This window comes from Kitasatospora xanthocidica (assembly GCF_014656195.1).
Taxonomy (GTDB): domain Bacteria; phylum Actinomycetota; class Actinomycetes; order Streptomycetales; family Streptomycetaceae; genus Kitasatospora; species Kitasatospora xanthocidica.
Genome location: NZ_BNBY01000026.1, coordinates 40654 through 58007, shown reverse-complemented (window position 1 = coordinate 58007; position 17354 = coordinate 40654). Strand labels below are relative to the sequence as shown.

Here is a 17354-nt window from a genome sequence, read left to right as displayed (position 1 = left end):
CCCTCTATTCAACGGCACGGTGGAAGCCGTCGCCGCAGCACACCGTAGCGGATCGCTCGCGGCTACCCGCGATCAGAGGAGAACCATGACCGCCGTCATCGAGGCCCACGGGCTGGGCAAGAGGTATCGGGGCCGGTGGGCCCTGGAAGAGTGCACGCTGTCGATCCCGGCAGGACGGGTGGTGGGGCTGGTCGGCCCGAACGGGGCCGGAAAGTCCACACTGCTGAACCTGGCCTGCGGCCAGCTGACCCCCACCACCGGAAGCATCCGTGTTCTCGGCCACCAGCCGGGGACTGGCCCCGGACAACTGGCCAGGGTCGGATTCGTCGCCCAGGACACCCCGGTGTACGCCGGCTTGTCGGTCGCCGACCACCTGCGCTTCGGCGCTCGGATGAACCCTGCCTGGGACCACGAGGCCGCGCACCGTCGGATCGAACGGCTCGGCCTCGATCCTCAACAGAAGGCTGGCAGGCTGTCCGGCGGCCAGCGCGCGCAACTGGCACTGGCCCTCGCGGCCGCGAAGCAGCCCGAACTGCTGCTGCTGGACGAGCCGGTGGCCGCCCTCGACCCGCTGGCACGGCGCTCCTTCCTGCACGGCCTGACGGAGTTCGCCGCAGAGCGGGAGGGAAGGACCATCGTCCTGTCCTCCCACGTGATCGCCGACCTCGAACGGGTCTGCGACTACCTGCTCCTGATCTCCGGAGCCCGGGTGCGGTTGGCCGGGCCCTGCGAGGACCTGATCGCCGAGCACTACCGCATCGTCGGTCCACGCCGTGCAGCGTCCGCGCTCCCCCCACACCTGTCGGTCGTGCAGGAGGACCACACCGACCACCAGAGCGCATTCCTCGTCAGGACCACCGAGCCACTGCCGGAGGGGAACTGGCAGGCCGAGCGCCCCGACCTCGAAGACCTGGTCCTCGCCTACCTGGACCGCGACCGGCAGACGCACAACTCGCATGACCTGGAGGGCCTCCGATGATCTGGGTGACCTGGCGTCAGTTCCGTACGCAGGCGATCGCCGGCGCGATCGCTCTTGCCGCAGCCGCGATCTACCTGCTGGTACTCGGACTGAACATCCACAATGACTACGACCGCAGCCTGGCGGGGTGCATCGCCACAGGCTGCGCGCCCGGCCTCGTCTCGGGCTTCGCGGACAAGTACTCCACTGTCGTCATGCTCACGGATCTGGCCCTGATGACCGTCCCTGGCCTGCTCGGTGCCTTCTGGGGAGCACCATTGATCAGCGGGGAGCTGGCAGCCGGAACGCACCGGCTGGCCTGGCACCAGAGCGTCACCCGAAGCCGGTGGCTGACGGTGAAGCTGCTGACCATCGGCCTCGGCGCGGTGACCCTGACAGGACTGCTCGATCTGCCGATGTCCTGGGGCGCGAGCCAGTACGACACGGTCAAGGCCGCCAGGTTCTCCGCGCTGGTCTTCGGCGCACGCGGCATCGTTCCGCTCTCCTATGCGGCCTTCGCCTTCACCCTGGGAACCGCCACCGGTGTGCTGCTGCGCCGACCAGTCGCCGCCATGGGCCTGACCCTGGCCCTGTTCGCGGCCGTGCAGTTCACCGTGCCGACCGCCCTTCGGCCGAACTACCTCCCAGCGCGCACCGCGGATATCCGGCTCGATGCAACGACACTGAGCCACGCCGACGGCATCATCCAAAACGGCTCGTCGCTCGTGATCGACGGAATCTCCCTCCCGGATGCCTGGGTCATCTCCGCCGGCCACGCGCTCGGCTCGGCCGGACAACCGCCAAGCGCTGAGAAGATCAACACCTGCCTGATGCCAGGCCAGTTCGACGGTACGATCACCTGCCTGGCCAGACAGGACCTCCACGTGACCGCCACCTACCAGCCGAACACTCGCTACTGGCCCTTCCAGCTGATCGAGGCAGCGCTCTATACCGCCATGACTGCGGCGCTCGCGGGCTTCTGCTTCTTCTGGATCCGACGCCGTACGACCTGATCCGGCTCTGCTCGGCCTCGAGCCACACACGGGCCCGGGACCAAGCTCACGCTCCCCTCGACCGACCTGCGGAAGGCACGACTCACCCCCACCGAAAGGCGTACGGGCGTTCGAGGCCGTTGCGCTGCTACCACTCAAGACCGAAGTAGGTCGGCGGCGTGCTCGGCAAGCAGCGGCAGGAGGACGGAGTAGGGCTAGCGGGGTTTGTCTCGTCGGAGCCGGTTGGCGAGATGGATGGCCGGATCGCTTCTGGTCGTGCTGCGGCCCGGTGCGGCGAAGGGCAGGCGGAAGCAGGGGGCGAGGCAGGGCTCGCTGCCTGTGACCTGTGACCAGATGAGTGCGGAGAGGGCCTCGTGCAGTTGGTCTGCTGGGGCTGCCGGCTTTCGTTTGTTGACCGCGACAAAGCGCTCGACGAGCTCGGCGAACGCGTCGTCGCCGAGGTGCCAAGACTCGTATTGTCGGCGGCGACGCCGGTAGTCGACATGGTCGGCCGCGGGGATGGCGGCGAGGTGGTCGGCGAGCCGGTAAAGGCTTTCGTGAAGGTCGTCCGTGCGTTCGTCAGAGCTGGCGGGGGCCGGCTGCTGGGCCGGAGTGGCCAGCAAGTTGGTGCCGGGCGGGAAGCCGAGGTACTCGGCTGCCTGTTGGGCGTTCATGTCTTCGGCGATCTGGACGAGCAGGATCGCGGCCGTGCGCCGGAACCTACGCGAGTGCGGTGGCAACGGGCAGTCCGCGTCCGTCCAGAAGATCCGGAACCACTGGTCGGGTAGTTCCTGGGGGATGTTCTCGGGGGCGAAACCGTGGCGGTGTTCGATCTTGAGGGCGAGGAGCGAGGGGATGATCTGGCGACGCGACCAGGCTGTGGAGGGGGTGCGCGGGCGGGGGCGCTTGCGCAGGGGTTGCTGGACGACTGCGCGGCGCGCGAGTGTGGTGTCCTTGTCCAGGAGCTTCCAAATGGCTCCCCACCGCTTGTTGTCGCGTTCAGGGCATCGGGGGGCGAGCCGTCCGAGTTCCTGCCCGAGTTCCCCGTCGGGCAGGCTCAGCAGCCGGTCGGCGACGGACAGGACAGTGGCGGCGCCGATGGACGAGCGCGGCAGGTAGGTCCAGAAGACGCCGTCGTCGCGCGGCGCGCTCTGGGCGACGAAGCCGGGCAGTCGCTTCTCCTGGGCGGTCAGGTGCTCGTCGACGGCGGCTTTCTGGTCGGTGGTGACCATCTCCGCCATCGCGGGCCAGGTCGCGAGGACGAGTGCGGTGATCGTCTGGAGGTCGGCAAAGGTCGCGAAGGCGTCTTCCGGTGCGGTTTCCTCGTCGAAGAGGTGGTCGAGGCGGGACTGCAGATCCGCGAGGTTCTGTGGTAGGGGCCGCAGGGGCGCGTTGGCGGGCTGGTCGAGTCGGTGGCCGCAGATCACGCCGGGCCGTCCGCGCTCGGCGTCGCTGCGGCAGGCGGCCGGATGGAGACCTTCCAGCCCGGGGTTGCCGATCAGCAGGAGGGAGCCGGGCCAACCCCCGTTGAGCGTGAGGCCGGACGGCCGGTGGCAACCGGGGCACTCGTGTTCCAGAAACACGCGGTGCTTGACGCAGGCGAAGCTGGTTGCCAGTCGCCAGCGACGGCGCCAGGACCCGCCGTGCCGTTGTTGGACGGCCGAGCCGTCCCCGGCCAGGCAATGGGGCGGTCTTGCCATAGTGGCCGAAGCCGCTGACCATCACCCCGGCCAGTGTCGGATCGTCCATCTTGAGCGCGTTGCCGTGCAGCCGCCGCTTGATCAGCCGGGTCACCTTCGTCGCCATCGGGGTCTGCTGCAGCGGCAGGTTCACGTTCGTCAGCCGGCGGAACATGTCGTAGTCGAACCGGCGGTCGACGGGCAGCACCGCCCACTGCTTCGGAGTCAGCTGCGGCGGGGGCAGCAACTGACCGCGGGTGAGCCGGTAGTGCTGCCAGCCCTCGAAGGTGTCGCGGTGCAGCGTGGGCCGCAGCACGAGCTCGGCGAGCCGTTCCCGCGACGGCCACTGGTCCTGCGGATCGCCTGATCCGGATGCCGTCACGTGTTCTCCAGGGGTTCGTCGTCGGCCTGGCCGACCGGGGCGTGGGCGGGAAGGAGGAACAGGTTGCCGCGCAAGGACTCCTCCAGCAGCGGCGGTGCCGTCAGCGCGGCCGGCTTCGCGCTCTCGCGCCGGCGGCGGCGGTCGGCGTCGACCGCCGCCCGGACGGTCCTGGCGTGCCGCTCCCACGGCTGCGGCATCGCCGCAGGCGCCGGGACGGCGTCGGGCTTGGGCCGGTCGGCGGCCGCCGCCTGGGCCCGCGTGTGCTCGCGCGAGCGGGCTGCCCGGTCCTTCTTCCCGGCCTGGCTCGGCCAGGCCGCGACCGGGGTGACCGAGCCCAGCAGCCCCAGCAGGACCGGCAGCAGCTCGGCGTCCGAGCGCGGGGCCAGCCCGGCCCGCCGGACCTCTGCGAGCAGGTCGGCCGCGGTCTTGTCGGAGAACGCCGGGACCTCGCCCTCGGACGGCAGCCCGTTCCAACGCAGCGTGTGCCAGACCTGGTGGTCGTCGGGGTCCTGGAAGAACACGGTGCGTCGGTCGCGCCGGTCGCTGGAGACCACCCACTTGCCCGCGTGCCGGCCGCCGCGCTCCGACGGCAGAAGGTAACGCGGCTGGTCGACGTGATACCAAAGGCCGAGGATCTTCACCCCGCGACGCGGGTGGATCTTGACGTAGTGCCGGCGAAGCAGCCGGTAGTAGAGCTCCGGCTCGGGGATCCGCAGCGAGAAGCCGCCCTGCTGCATCGCCGCCGCGAACAGCGAGTTCGGGCTGTGCCGCTCGCCCGGCCCCCAGGCCGGGGCGTACTCGCCCAATTCCCTGGCCTGCCAGACCCGGACGATCCAGGTGGCAATCAGGTGTTCCATCTGGGAGAACGTCAGCACCGCGTCCGCCTCCAGATCGCTTCCGCGGTCGGCGACATCCGTCCCGGTGAACCCGAGCAGGTGCTCGAACAGCAGCGTCTTGAACGCGGAGAACGCACGCTCGACGGCGAACTTGTCGGTCGGACGCAGAGCCCGGGCAGGCAGGACGTTGCAGCCCAGCTCCCGCTCCGCCGCCACCAGTTCATGGCTCTTGTAGGGGCCACCGTGGTCGGTGGTGACCGTCTCCGGGGTGAAGAACGGCAGGGCGGCGACCTCGTGCCCGGCGAACTCGGCCACGATCTCGGCGGGGACGCCGGGGTAGGGCCAGGCCATCTCCTCGCCCCAGCCCGGACGCATCGGCAGCGGCAGCATCACGTCCCGCAGGAGCATGGCGACGTCGACCGACTGATCCGCCTGCGGGGTCAGCCGGAACGCAGGCACCGAGTGCGTGAACAGGTCCAGGCCGAGCGTCAGCGTCGCGCTCACCGGCTCCCCGAACACCGACTCGCGCAGCATGACCGGCAGCGGAGTGGAGTCCAGCGCCAGCACCTGACCCGGCCGGTGGACCACCACCCGGCCCTGGACGCCCGCCTCCTTGGCCGCCGCGGCCGACCGCAGGTAGCGCTGCCGGCCGTCCTGCGGACCGAACCACTCCTCCCAGACCGCTGCCAGCGTGTCCCGGCAGGGGACCTTCTCGGTCGGGAAGTCGGAAAACCGCTCCGCGACGTACTGGTGCAGCAGACGGTGCTTTGCGCTCATGCTGATCCGCGAACGGCCCTCGCACTCCTTGCGGACCGCGAAGACCGCCTCGCGGATCTCCGGGGTGATGCTGCGGCGCGGACCGCGCCGCCGGGTCCACCGGCCGTCCGCGCAGGCCGCCGGCAGATCCTGCGGCGCGACCGTGGACAGGCCCTGGAGCGTGCGCAGTCCCAGCCCGATAAGTCCCAGCACCGCCGCCTCGCCGGCGGGCAGGGCCTTCAACTCGGCAACCTTGGCCCGCCGGCGCTCGGTCAGCGTCGTGGTCGCGGGATCATAGTCAGGCCGCGGCTCGCCGGGCCTGGCCAGGGACGCGGTCCCCTCGCGCCACCGCCAAGTCGAACGACCGCATCACAAGCCGCCGACGCGGGTGGGCCAGACCAACGAAGTATGCCCAGCGGCCGGCCCAGATCGACGCCCAGCCGCCGGTGCCAGAGCAAATGCGTCGCGTGCGCGCGGGCGACGGCCGGCAACCTGGTCGCCGCCACCAGCTCACCGAACCGCAGCGGCGCCGCCCTCAGCAACTCTCCCTCCAGACCGAGCCGGTCCGGCAACGGACGACGCTGGGACGACAGGTGGTCCAAGCCGGTCAACACGTGCTCCCGCCAGCCGGCCACCACCGAATAGCCCCAGCCACAGGCCGCCGCCGCCTCTCGGGCAGCGGCGAACTTCAGCCGGTCCTCCGGCTTGATCAGCCGCTCCGGGCGGACGTCGAAGAGCCAGATCCTGCCGCCCGGCATCACCACCAGGAAGTCCGGGACATGGCGCGACCGTCCCCCCAGGTGCTCGAAGTCCAGCTCGAACGGCTGCGGCAGGACCTCCAGGACGCCGACGAAGTCCAGCGCGAGCAGCAGGCGCTGTTCCTCCAGCGACTCGAAACCGTGGTGCCGCCCCGTGGAGACCATGAACTGCAGCCCCGGCCGGTGCCCTTGCCGAGACCGCCACGTGAACCTCCGCACCGGCCGTGCCGCCGACACCGGAGCCGACGCCATGTCCCCCAACGGCCACGAGACCTCCGTCTCGCCGACCAGCCACGTACCGACCCAGCGACGCAGCCAGCCATCCGCCAGCCGAAGACGATCCCGGTCCGCGGCATCACCCGCGTACGCCACCAACAGGTCGCCCACGCCGCACACATCGGACCCGATCAAGGCCCCAGCCGAAGAACCCACCCGTCCACAGCACCACGGTCACATACCTCAGCGCTGCCAGAGACCGCACATGACCACTACTCACCGTGACTCGACCGAGCCCCGGACCGCCGCTCGCAAACTATCGGTCGCAGTCACAACCGGCCGCATTACGTCGGGGTGACCGATGCCCGGTGTACGGCCGTCGCCGTAGCGTCGGTGACGTCACCCCGCAGCAGAACGAAAGCAGGACTTTGCGCCAGCTCACCTACTACGTCGGCACCACCCTCGACGGCTTCATCGCGGGCCCCGACGGCCAGTTCGACTTCTTCCCCTTCGAGGGCGATCTCGCCGCCGCGCTGGTGACCGAGTACCCCGAGACCTTTCCGGCCCACGGCCGCGGGCCGCTGGGCCTGGACGGCGTCGCCAACAAGCGGTTCGACACGGTGCTGATGGGCCGCGGCACCTACGGGCACGGCCTCGCGGCCGGCGTCACCAGCCCCTACCCTCACCTCGCCCAGTACGTCTTCTCCCGCACCCTGGCCCCGCTGGACCCGGCGGTGGAGATCGTCTCCGGCGACCCGGTGGCGTTCGTCCGCGGCCTCAAGCGGCAGGACGGCGCGGGCATCTGGCTGTGCGGCGGGGCGGACCTCGCCGGTCAGCTGCTCGGCGAGATCGACGAACTGGTCGTCAAGCGCTACCCGGTGGTGGCCGGCTCCGGCATCCCGCTGTTCCGGGCGCCCTTCCTCCCCACCGGGTTCACGCTGACCGACTCCCGGGTCTTCACCTCCGGCGCCACCGTCACCACGTACACCAAGGAGTCCCGGATGCTGTTCCGCCCCACCACCGAAGCCGACCTCGACCGGGTCACCGCCGTGACGGTGGACGAGCCGGTCGGCTGGATCGACGCCGACCGCTACCTGGAGGAGCTCGGGGAGGGCATGTACCGCCCGGAGTGGACCTGGATCGCCGAGCAGGACGGCCGGGTGGTGGCCCGCGCCCTGTGGTGGGGGCAGGCGGGCAGCGAACACCCCGTCGCCCTGGACTGCCTGTACGTCGACCCGTCGGTCGCCGACCGGGCTGCGGTCGGGGCCGAGCTGATCGGCGCCGGCCTGCGGGCCTTCGCCGAGCAGGGCGCGGCCAAGCCCCCGCTCTACAACCTGACGCTGCCGACGGGCTGGCGCGAGGACCCGGCCGTGGTCGCGGCCGCCGACTGGCGCCGCGCCGCCGCGCTGGCCGCCGGGCTCACCGACGTGGTGGAACGGCTGCGCCTGGAGTGGACCCCGGAGGCCGGGCTGCCCGCCGGCAGCGGACGGCTGGTCTTCACCGAGGGCACGGACGAGGAGTTCCTCGACGTGTTCCGCCGGATCGCGGTCGGCAGCCTGGACGCCGAGACCCGCCGCAACGTCGCGCTGATGGGGGCCGAGGCAGCCGCCCAGGAGGAGGTCGACTTCTACCTCGGCTGCCCCGGGGAGCGCTCGTGGTGGCGGCTGGCCCGCACCCCCGACGGCGCGGTCGCCGGGCTGGCGCTGCCGTCGGCGACGCCGTACAACCGCAACGTCGGCTACCTCGGCGTGGTCCCCGAGCTGCGCGGCCAGGGGTACGTGGACGACGTGCTGGCCGAGATCACCCGGGTGCAGGTGGAGGCGGGGGCCGAGCTGATCACGGCCACCACGGACACCGACAACGCGCCGATGGCGGCCGCCTTCGCCCGGGCCGGCTACCGGGTCGCCCAGACCCGGCTGGTCTGGTCGGTGCCGGAGTCGGCGCCTGCGCAGTGAGGCCGGAGGCGCCTCGTGAGACCGGAAGCGGCGGCACGGAGTCGGCTCCCGCCTCAGGACGCCAGCAGAGCGGCCAGTTCGGTGCGGGAGCCGACGCCCAGCTTGGGGAAGGCCCGGTACAGGTGGTGCCCGACCGTACGGGGGCTGAGGAACAGCTGCGCGGCGATCTCCCGGTTGCTCGCCCCGGCCGCGGCCAGCCGGACCACCTCGCGCTCCTGCGGGCTGAGCAGGCTGATCGGCCCGTCCTGGCGGGTGGTCAGCACGGTCTCTCCCCCGGCGGCGCCCAGCTCCGCCCTGGCCCGGTCGGCCCAGGGCCGGGCGCCGAGCCGTTCGAAGTCCTCCCGGGCGGCGCGCAGCCGCTCCCGGGCGTCGATCTGGCGGCGCAGGCGGCGCAGCCACTCCCCGTGCAGCAGTGCGGTGCGGGCCCGGTCGAACGCGCTGCCGCCCTCGTGCAGGGCCCGGGCCTCGGTGAAGTGCTCCTCGGCCGCGCTGTCGGGGCCGGTCAGCGCCCGGCAGCGGGCGGCCAGGGCGCCGAGCGCGGGCCGTCCCAGTGCGGTGGCCCACTCGTCGAGCTGCCGGGCGGCGTCCGCCGCCCGCTCCGGGCGGCCGGCCCGGACGGCCGCCTCGACCAGGTCCGGCAGCAGGGGCAGCGAGAGCAGCGGATGGGCCACCTCGCGCCGGGCCGCCTCCAGCTGTTCCAGGGCCGCTTCCGCCCGGCCCAGGCCGAGTTCGAGCAGGCCCAGCGCCCACAGGGCGTCCGCCGTGGCCCGGCCGACGCCGCGCGGCCGGGCGTAGGCCAGGGCCTCGTCGGTCAGCGCCCGGACCTGCTCCTCCTCGCCCCGGACGGCCGCCGCCGTGGCCAGGGCGGCGCGCAGGTGGGCGGCCCGGTGGGCGAGGTCGTAGTACTCGGCCAGCCCGAGCGCCTCGGTGCCCCGGGCCGTCGCCTCGTCGTGGTGGCCGAGCGCCAGCTCCGTACGGACCAGCAGGTCCAGCGTGGTGGGCAGCCAGCCGCTGACGCCCTGCTCCCGGCAGTGGGCGACCGCTGCGGCGGCGGCCTGTCGCGCGGCCTGGTGGTCCCCCGTCAGCCGGCAGTAGATCCCGGTCATCAGCCGGTCCATCACGCCGGTGCCGTCGTCCCGGCTGCTCGCCACGAGCCGCCGCAGCGCGTCGAGCGCGCCGGGCACGTCCCCGCCGAACAGCCGGGCGGGCACGGCCAGGACGGGCAGGTCGGGGGCGCGGGAGGCGATCTCCTCGATCAGCGCGGCGTTCCCGCCGGACCAGGCCGCGTGGACGGCGTCGGTCAGCAGGGAGGCCGTGGTGTCCGGCGGCGCGGCAGCGGCCGGGGCGGCGTCCGTCGGGTCGGCGCCGGCCGGGCTCGCACCCGCCGCGGCTACGCCGGTCGAACCGGCGGCACCCGTCCGGTCGGCGCTGTCGAGCAGGATCCGGGCGGCCCGTTCCGGGCTGCGGTAGCCGAGTTCGACCACCGCCCGGGCGCGCGCGAAGTTCGCCGCCACCCCGGGGTCCGCCAGCGGCAGCGGCACCTGGTCGGCCAGGGCGCCGCACCGTTCGTCCTGGCCGGCGTCGGCGGCCTTCTGCGCGGCCTGGACCAGGCGGCGGGCCCGCCGGTCCGGGTCCGCGGTGAGCTGGGCCGCGCGTTCGTACGCGGCGGACGCGGACGCCATCGCCTGCCGGTTGCCGGCCCACTCGGCGACCCGCTCCAGCTCCTCGGCGACCCGCTCGTCCGGTCCGGTCGACGCGGCGGCCAGGTGCCAGGCCCGCCGGTGGGCCTGGCCCACCGCGCCCAGGGCCTCGGCGAGCGCCCGGTGCGCGGCGATCCGCCGGGCCAGCGGGGCGCTCCGGTAGGCGGCGTAGCGCACCAGCGGGTGCCGGAAGCGCACCAGTTCCCCGGTCAGGACCACGAACCCGGCCCGTTCGGCGGGTTCGAGGTGTTCCACGGCCGTGCCCAGCTCCCGGGCGGCCCGCAGCACCACGGCGAGGCTGCCGGTGTCGTCGGCGGCGGCCACCAGCAGCACCAGCTGGGCGGCGTCCGGCAGCCGCCGGATCTGCTCCAGGAATCCGTCCTGGATGCGGCTCGGCCGCCCGGCGGCCGTCTCGGGCAGCGCCAGCGGGCCCATCCGCCCGGCGCGCTGGGCGGGGGTGAGCGAGGCCGACAGCTCGATCAGGGCCAGCGGGTTGCCGCCGGCCTCCTCGATCACCCGGTCCGCGACGTACGGGGGCAGGCCCGGGAGCAGTTCGGCGGCGGCGGTGCGTTCCAGCCCCTCGACGAGCAGCCCGGGGATCCCCTTCACGGTGGCGCCCGGCGCCCCGTCGCGGACCGCGAAGAGCATCACGACGCCCTCCGCGCGGAGCCGGCGGGCGGCGAAGGTCAGCATGTCCACCGAGGGCTGGTCGACCCACTGGGCGTCGTCGACCAGGCAGAGCAGCGGGCCGTCGGCGGCGGCCTCCGACAGCAGCGTGAGGACGGCGAGGCCGACGGTGAAGCCGTCGCGGACGCTGTCGGCGGTCAGCCCGAAGACCGCCCGCAGGGCGGCGGCCTGCGGGCCCGGCAGGGCGTCGACGAGGTCCAGGACGGGCAGGAACAACTGGTGCAGGCCGCCGTAGGCGAGCTCCGTCTCCGACTCGATGCCCTCGACGCTCAGCACCCGCGCGCCGTCGGCCTGCCCGGCGGCCCAGTCGAGCAGGGCGGTCTTGCCGATGCCGGCCTCGCCGTGCAGCAGCAGCGCGCCGCCGGTCCCCTGCCGGGCGTCCGCCAGCAGCCGCCCGATCCGGTCCCGCTCCGTGTCGCGCCCCCGCACCTGTGCCCCTGCCCCCGTGTGCTGATCGTCTCTGTCGATCGCCTGTTCTGATCGTCTGTGCCGATCGTCGTCCGTACGGGCCGCGCGGCGCCGTACGGGGGCGGCCGGACGCCGCCCCGGTGATCCTCTCATCAGGCGCGGCCGGGCATACGCCCAGGTCAGGCACGTCCTTCGCGGCCCCCGGCGGAGCGGGGCGGCGGCCCTCGTAGAGTGGCTCACCGATCTTGAAGGGGAAACGCGTCATGCCCAGCAGTTCTCAGCCGGCAGCCGTGTCGCCGGCCGGGCCCGGCAACACGCCCGCCCGGGTCAGCGCCTGGTCGGCCGCCGTCGGTGTCGGCCTGATCGTCGCCGTCTTCGCGACGCCGGTGTTCTGGCTGCTGTACGGCGGCTACTACACGTTCGCCATGTTCGTGTCCGGGGTCGTGGCCATCCCGGCCGGGCACCTGGGCCGCCGCCGCGGCAAGCTCCTGGGCGGCCGCGACCGCGGTCTGGCCCTCCTCGGCATCGCCACCGGCTGGCTGCTGGTCTTCTGCAGCCTGCTGCTGGTGCTGGCCTACGCCGGGGCGGTGGCCGGGCTCGGCTTCCTGCTCGGCTCCGCCGGCTGAGCCGCCACCCGTAGCCGGCGTCGGCGTCGAACAGCTCCCGGCGCAGCAGCCGCTCGTGGGCGACGATGCGGATCGGGATGAGCTTGCGGGTCGGCATCCGCGGTGGGGCGCGATGTCACCGCACGGCGCGCCGGCTGCGTGCGGAGCGCACGGCGAGGAAGACCACGTCGGCGACGAGGAGAAGGACGCCGATGGCGAGCAGGTACAGCATCCCGTGCACCACGACGCCGACGATGCCCAGCACCATCGCCACGATGACGACCAAGAGGAACAGGGCCATCACATGCCTCCCTGCGGCGCGGGCACGCCCGGGCGGATTGCCGGTGCACTTCCAGTCTGCGCCCCGCCCGCCGGCCTTCACCAATACCACCGGGTGGCGGGATGCGGCCCGAGGGCGGCACCGGCGGGTTCGACGGTGCCGCATCAAGATCGGGTGAATGACAACCGCGCCGTGAGACCGGAAGACCCCTGCCGAGGAAAGGCTCATCCGTGCGGGCACAGCCCGCTACCGCCGTCGGCACCCGGGTCCTCACCGGCTCGGACAGCCGAGGATATTCGGCTACGCCAATATGTTTTTATGACATTTCCCTGTGCATCTGCCGTTCTACTGAAGTCAACCGAGTCGGTCGTGTCCTGACGTTGAGCGCCGGAATCCTGCGTTCCACTCTCTTGCTAAGCGATCGCCGAAAAGAGCCTCCAGGACCTGCGAGATCCTGCTGACGCCTCCGAGTCAGAAGCCTCTCGACGCGATTGTGCAGGGCGCCAAATGCCCGTCACGTGTTTCACACCAGAGATTGGTATCAGATGACATTGAAATTCTCCAGTTCGCCTTACTGGCGAACGCTGTCCGGTTGGATCGCGGCGGTGGCATTGATCACCAGTGCCGCCGTGGCGTTGACGCCCGCACGGGCACAAGCTGTCGCTTCACCCATTTCCCTGGGCACCGCGAGCAGCTTCGCGGTCCTGGGCGGTCAGTCGGTCAGCAACACCGGTCCTTCCGTGATCACCGGAGACCTCGGGGTGAGCCCCGGGACAGCCGTCAGCGGATTTCCGCCCGGCACGGTGAACGGCACCATCCACTCGGCGGACGCGGTCGCCCTGCAGGCCCAGAGCGACCTGACCGTGGCCTACAACAACGCCGCGAGCCAGGCCATGGACGCCAGCCTCACCTCGCCGGGAGACCTCGGCGGCCTGACGCTGGTCCCGGGCGTCTACAACGCCTCCTCCTCCATCGGGCTCACCGGAACGCTCACCCTGGACGCGGGTGGCGACCCGAACGCCGTCTGGGTGTTCCAGGTCGGATCGACCCTGACGACCGCTTCCGCCAGCCGGGTGAACCTGATCAACGGCGCCGCACCCTGCAATGTCTTCTGGCAGATCGGAAGCTCCGCCACGCTCGGCACCAACTCCACCTTCGTGGGCAACATCCTGGCCCTCACGTCGATCACCGTGACCACGGGGACGACCATCGACGGTCGGGCCCTGGCCCGGAACGGGTCGGTGACGCTGGACACCAACACGATCACCCGTGAGACGTGCGCCGGCGGCACGACGGGTGGCACGACCGGCGGGACCACCGGCGGCACGACGGGTGGCACCACCGGCGGCACGACCGGCGGGACCACCGGCGGCACGACGGGTGGCACCACCGGCGGCACGACGGGTGGCACCACCGGCGGGACCACGGGTGGCACCACCGGCGGGACCACCGGCGGGACCACGGGTGGCACCACCGGCGGCACGACGGGTGGCACCACCGGCGGGACCACCGGCGGCACGACGGGTGGCACCACCGGCGGCACGACCGGCGGGGACGACTGCCCGCCGATCCCGTGTCCGCCGATCCCGTGCCCGTGACGGTGACTGCGAGGCGGTCGCCGGCTCGGTGAAGGTGACCTCCAGCGGCACACGACGAATCCCCCACGGATCGTCGTGTGCCGTTCGGGGCCGGCGCCGGGCAGGCATCCCGAGGATCACAGCAGCCTGTCTGCGAGGGGAGCAACGAAGATGGAAACGACTGGGCGCGGCACCGCGCCTGGCACCGTTGGGCCACAGGATGTGGACGAGGACCCGTGCCGCGGGCCGGCCCACGACACGGCCGCCGCCGGCAAGGGGCCGCACGTGCGACCTACGGCCGGGGCAGCCGGCGTGCCCCCGGGATTCTCGGACCTGCCGCTCCCGCTGCGGGCGGCCGTGAGGATCGCTGCGGCCCTGTGTCTGGCGGTCGCTCTCGTCCACGTGGTCATGGTGTTTCTGTACGTCGCCCCTGCGAACGAAGTGTCGCAGCGCTACCGCAAACAGATCAATGCCTGGATCCACCCGCTGTTCGAGCAGAACTGGCGACTCTTCGCCCCGGATCCGCAATCGGTCACCCAACAGGTTTCCGCGAGGACCCTCCACGTCTCCGCCGACGGCACCCAGCAGGTCAGCGACTGGTTCGACCTGACCGCCGTCGACGATTCCGCCGTCAACCACAACGCCTTCCCGAGCCGCACCTCCCAGAACATGCTGCGCCGCGCCTGGGACGCCTATGCCGCATCGCACGGAGCCGATGACCGATCGAACTCGGAACGGGCCCTGATGCTGCAGAAGTACCTGCGCAACATCGCCGTGGACCGCGTGTCCGCCTACCGGCACGACGCGTTCGAGGACATCGAGCTGCGGGTGATCACACGGCCGATCGCCGCCGACGGCCCCCGTCCGAACACACCGGCCCAGACCAGGTACCTGCCCTGGTGGAAGGTGGCATCCGATGGAAACTGAGCAAGCACCCCGGGTAGCGCCCACACCGCACCACCCGGCCCCACAGGCCTCGGGCACGCACGCCCAGCGGCTGCTCGGTCGCCTCGCAGCGCCGCGCACCGTCCTGACCAGGCCGCCGGTCTCCCTCCACGCGGCGGCGGTGCTGCGTATCGGGTACGGGCTGCTCTACCTCGCCATCCTGCTGAGGGAGTTCCCGCACCGCGACGAGATCTGGGGTCCCGGTTCGCCATGGACGCCCGCACTGGCCACCGAGCTGTTCCACCAGACGGAATGGTCCAGCATCCTGACCCTGTCCGACAGCCAGGTGTACTTCGAGGCCTGCTACGCGCTGGCTCTGGCCACCTCCGCGGTGTTCATGCTCGGCTGGCACACCCGGGCAGTGTCCGTCCTGTTCGCGATCGTGGTCACCTCCTTCCATGCCAGGGCCGTCTTCATGACGGACGGAGGCGACAACCTCATCCTGCTGATGGCCCTGTACCTGCCCTTCACCGCGTGCGGCCGACGCTGGTCCCTCGATGCGCGCAGAGCCCGGATCCGAGCATCCGCGGGCACGGCCGCGCGATCGGCGGGAAGCCGCGGAGCGGACCACCTGGTGGGACAACTCGGGTACGCGCGCCGGCTCTTGACCACGGTGCTGCACAACTGCGGCATGTTCGTCATCGCGGCTCAGGTCTGCTTCCTCTACGGATCCGCGGGGCTGTACAAGGTGCAGGGCGGCTCCTGGGGAAGCGGAACCGCCCTCCACTACGTCCTGAACCTCGACCTGTTCCGGCCGTGGCCCGCGCTGTCGCTCCTGGTGGACAGCCGTCCGATGCTGGTCGCCGTCGCGAGCTACGCGACCGTACTCCTGCAAGTGGCCTTTCCGTTCGTCCTGTTCGGCAGGTACAAGTACCTCGTGCTCACCATGCTGCTCGGCATGCACGTGGGCATCGCGGTCCTCCTGGGACTCCCGGTCTTCTCCGGAGCAATGATCATCGCGGATGCCGTGTTCCTGCCGGACCGCTTCTGGACGGCCCTGGGACACACGTGCCGGAGCACCCTGCGACGAACAACCGAAGACAGGGTGGGGACGTTGTCCACGGCGGAAGCCACGCCCGTACCGCCGCAGACCGGATCGGCCGGCTGAAAGGCCGGCCCCGCAAGACAGGGACGGCGGAGCATGTCCGACACCATGTCGCCAGTGATCATCTACGACGGCAGCTGCGGCTTCTGCCGCGCAGCCGTCCGCTTCCTCATGCCGCGCCTGGCCCTGGCCGGCGTGGTCCAACCCTGGCAGGGCGCCGATCTGACGGCCTACGGACTGACCGAGGACCAGGCCAGGGCCCGGATGTGGTTCGTCCAGGGCGACCGATGCCACGGCGGTGCCGCCGCCTTCGCGGCCTGGGCCCGGACCGGCAACGCCGGCGCCCGTGCCGCCGGACGCCTGCTGTCGCTGCCCGGAATCACCCGGATGGCGGCCGGGGCCTACTGGATCGTCGCCAGGAACCGGCATCGGATCCCTGGGCCTTGGGAGCACACCTGCACGCTCTGAGCACCTCTTATGCAGGACACGACAAAGCTGCCCCGGCTTCTTCGACGTCCGCGGCACGGTCCCCCGCCCCCACGGCCGGGTGTGTCACTCGCGTGACCATTCGGCCTCGGCCTGGGGCCGGTCGGCGATGTCGGCCCCGTCCCAGAGTCGGATCCTGATCGCCCGAGGGCCGGGCGCGGGCCGGGAGAGCGTGCGCACGAACACGTCCCGCAGGTGGTTGGCCGCCTGCTGGGGCGGCCCGTCGTACTCCAGCGGATCCCGCAGGGGAGCGCCGTCCTGCCGGGACCAGCGGCCGTCGTCGTCCTGTGTCTCCAGAACCCATCGGTAGCGCCGCATCCTGGTCTCCCGTGCCGACGATCACGCCCCCGGGACGACTCTATGGGCGGGACGGATCGACAGCGACCGGTGGATCCGCCCGGCCACGGCCGAGCAGCCGGGCAACCGCCGCCGAGGGCCTGCAGTCCGCCCGGAACGGATCGTCGTCAGTACTCGCAGCCGCTTCGCAGGCAGGTTCCCTCAGGACGCTTCGCCCGGTGGCTCGGGACCGATGCCGGTGGCGACGAGGATCTGCCGCGCCGAGTCGGTCCCGTCGGCCTCGACCGCGCGTGCCATCGCGGCCAGGGCCGCCTCCTGACTCGCCTGCGGAGGGACGACCAGCAGGCTGAAGTGATCGCGGTCGCCCCGCGTGACGATCACCGTGTCATCACCGACCGGGTACCGGTCGATGTGCACCGACCGGCCGTCCACGACCAGCCGCGCCGGCACGTCGTCCCAGGCTTCAGCGTCCAGCCCGACGCCCACCACGGGCCCGAGGTGTTCGGTCAACGCCCTGACCAGACCCGGCAGTTCGGCTCCGACATCCCGTGAACGCGGCCACCACGCACCGTCGAGCACTCCCTCCCGGGACCGGGTGGTCTCCAGACGCAACAGGAGCGTCCCCGGCTTCGCGGCCTGCCGGAACCGGTCCGGCAGGAATCCCGGGAACGCAGCACCGGTTTCGTCCGACATGGCTCGCCACCTGTCCGTGGACGCCCGCCCGGCCCCACCGAGCCAGGCCCGACCCTCGGGGAGCGGCAGCCCGGGCCGCCCCGATATCCCCACGGTACT

Annotated in this window: 15 protein-coding genes and 1 pseudogene; 8 read left to right on the top strand and 8 right to left on the bottom strand. The window is 72.0% G+C overall.

The window, feature by feature from the left end; translation table 11 throughout:
• The first annotated feature begins 85 nt into the window (after window positions 1–85).
• Both IE332_RS32090 and IE332_RS32085 read left to right on the top strand, forming a co-directional pair.
• Window positions 86–979: an ABC transporter ATP-binding protein gene (locus IE332_RS32090; protein ID WP_189923335.1), complete on the top strand. Its 894-nt coding sequence runs from the start codon at window positions 86–88 to the stop codon at window positions 977–979.
• The gene (locus IE332_RS32085) at window positions 976–1971 is read left to right on the top strand and encodes an ABC-2 membrane transporter-related protein (RefSeq protein WP_189923333.1); all 996 of its coding nucleotides are present in this window, start codon (window positions 976–978) and stop codon (window positions 1969–1971) included. Before IE332_RS32090 ends, IE332_RS32085 begins: the two co-directional genes overlap by 4 nt.
• A 194-nt stretch (window positions 1972–2165) precedes the next feature.
• On the opposite strand, the gene IE332_RS32080 is transcribed toward IE332_RS32085, so the two are convergent.
• The 4 genes and pseudogenes from IE332_RS32080 to IE332_RS32070 all read right to left on the bottom strand — a co-directional run bounded on the left by IE332_RS32080 (window position 2166) and on the right by IE332_RS32070 (window position 6748).
• On the bottom strand, window positions 2166–3533 hold the full coding sequence (locus IE332_RS32080; protein ID WP_229929084.1) for a hypothetical protein: 1368 nt from the start codon (window positions 3531–3533) through the stop codon (window positions 2166–2168).
• A 36-nt stretch (window positions 3534–3569) separates the two neighbouring features.
• A pseudogene (locus IE332_RS42590) lies at window positions 3570–3650 on the bottom strand (hypothetical protein); the annotation flags it as partial.
• Window positions 3651–4007: 357 nt separating this feature from the next.
• On the bottom strand, window positions 4008–5846 hold the full coding sequence (locus IE332_RS32075) for a flagellar biosynthesis protein FlhF (RefSeq protein ID WP_189923331.1): 1839 nt from the start codon (window positions 5844–5846) through the stop codon (window positions 4008–4010).
• 29 nt (window positions 5847–5875) lie between these two features.
• A complete protein-coding gene (locus tag IE332_RS32070; protein WP_229929083.1) occupies window positions 5876–6748 on the bottom strand; it encodes a TnsA-like heteromeric transposase endonuclease subunit in 873 nt (290 codons plus the stop codon).
• Window positions 6749–7005: 257 nt separating this feature from the next.
• Between IE332_RS32070 and IE332_RS42275 the strand changes: the two genes are divergently transcribed.
• Window positions 7006–8532, top strand: coding sequence for a dihydrofolate reductase family protein (locus tag IE332_RS42275; RefSeq protein WP_308437636.1), 1527 nt, complete (start codon window positions 7006–7008; stop codon window positions 8530–8532).
• Between the two features lie 53 nt (window positions 8533–8585).
• Here IE332_RS42275 and IE332_RS32055 read toward each other — a convergent pair whose 3' ends face one another.
• Window positions 8586–11348 (bottom strand): AAA family ATPase, encoded by a 2763-nt coding sequence (locus tag IE332_RS32055; protein ID WP_229929082.1) that lies wholly within the window; start codon window positions 11346–11348, stop codon window positions 8586–8588.
• A gap of 242 nt (window positions 11349–11590) precedes the next feature.
• Here IE332_RS32055 and IE332_RS32050 point away from each other — a divergent pair, with 242 nt between their 5' ends.
• A complete protein-coding gene (locus IE332_RS32050; RefSeq protein ID WP_189923325.1) occupies window positions 11591–11953 on the top strand; it encodes a hypothetical protein in 363 nt (120 codons plus the stop codon).
• A 115-nt stretch (window positions 11954–12068) separates the two neighbouring features.
• Here IE332_RS32050 and IE332_RS32045 read toward each other — a convergent pair whose 3' ends face one another.
• The gene (locus IE332_RS32045; protein WP_189923323.1) at window positions 12069–12233 is read right to left on the bottom strand and encodes a hypothetical protein; all 165 of its coding nucleotides are present in this window, start codon (window positions 12231–12233) and stop codon (window positions 12069–12071) included.
• A gap of 470 nt (window positions 12234–12703) precedes the next feature.
• On the opposite strand from IE332_RS32045, the gene IE332_RS32040 reads away from it, so the two are divergent.
• The 4 genes from IE332_RS32040 (at window position 12704) to IE332_RS32025 (ending at window position 16247) form a co-directional block, all read left to right on the top strand.
• Window positions 12704–13810, top strand: a complete 1107-nt coding sequence (locus IE332_RS32040) for an ice-binding family protein (protein WP_308437635.1) — start codon at window positions 12704–12706, stop codon at window positions 13808–13810.
• Between the two features lie 201 nt (window positions 13811–14011).
• On the top strand, window positions 14012–14716 hold the full coding sequence (locus IE332_RS32035) for a DUF5819 family protein (protein ID WP_308437634.1): 705 nt from the start codon (window positions 14012–14014) through the stop codon (window positions 14714–14716).
• Window positions 14706–15842, top strand: a complete 1137-nt coding sequence (locus IE332_RS32030) for an HTTM domain-containing protein (protein ID WP_189923321.1) — start codon at window positions 14706–14708, stop codon at window positions 15840–15842. The genes IE332_RS32035 and IE332_RS32030 overlap by 11 nt, the downstream gene beginning before the upstream one ends.
• 33 nt (window positions 15843–15875) lie before the next feature.
• On the top strand, window positions 15876–16247 hold the full coding sequence (locus IE332_RS32025; protein WP_189923318.1) for a thiol-disulfide oxidoreductase DCC family protein: 372 nt from the start codon (window positions 15876–15878) through the stop codon (window positions 16245–16247).
• Between the two features lie 84 nt (window positions 16248–16331).
• On the opposite strand, the gene IE332_RS32020 is transcribed toward IE332_RS32025, so the two are convergent.
• Entirely contained in the window at window positions 16332–16583 is a 252-nt protein-coding gene (locus tag IE332_RS32020; protein WP_189923316.1) for a hypothetical protein, read from the bottom strand.
• 180 nt (window positions 16584–16763) lie between these two features.
• Window positions 16764–17255, bottom strand: coding sequence for a DUF5994 family protein (locus tag IE332_RS32015; protein WP_189923314.1), 492 nt, complete (start codon window positions 17253–17255; stop codon window positions 16764–16766).
• Between the last annotated feature and the right edge of the window lie 99 nt (window positions 17256–17354).

Coding starts and splice junctions, on each gene's coding strand:
- IE332_RS32015 (WP_189923314.1), bottom strand. CDS start 17,255: ATGTCGGACGAAACCGGTGCTGCGTTCCCGGGATTCCTGCCGGACCGG.
- IE332_RS32090 (WP_189923335.1), top strand. CDS start 86: ATGACCGCCGTCATCGAGGCCCACGGGCTGGGCAAGAGGTATCGGGGC.
- IE332_RS32045 (WP_189923323.1), bottom strand. CDS start 12,233: ATGGCCCTGTTCCTCTTGGTCGTCATCGTGGCGATGGTGCTGGGCATC.
- IE332_RS32025 (WP_189923318.1), top strand. CDS start 15,876: ATGTCCGACACCATGTCGCCAGTGATCATCTACGACGGCAGCTGCGGC.
- IE332_RS32085 (WP_189923333.1), top strand. CDS start 976: ATGATCTGGGTGACCTGGCGTCAGTTCCGTACGCAGGCGATCGCCGGC.
- IE332_RS32050 (WP_189923325.1), top strand. CDS start 11,591: ATGCCCAGCAGTTCTCAGCCGGCAGCCGTGTCGCCGGCCGGGCCCGGC.
- IE332_RS32020 (WP_189923316.1), bottom strand. CDS start 16,583: ATGCGGCGCTACCGATGGGTTCTGGAGACACAGGACGACGACGGCCGC.
- IE332_RS32030 (WP_189923321.1), top strand. CDS start 14,706: ATGGAAACTGAGCAAGCACCCCGGGTAGCGCCCACACCGCACCACCCG.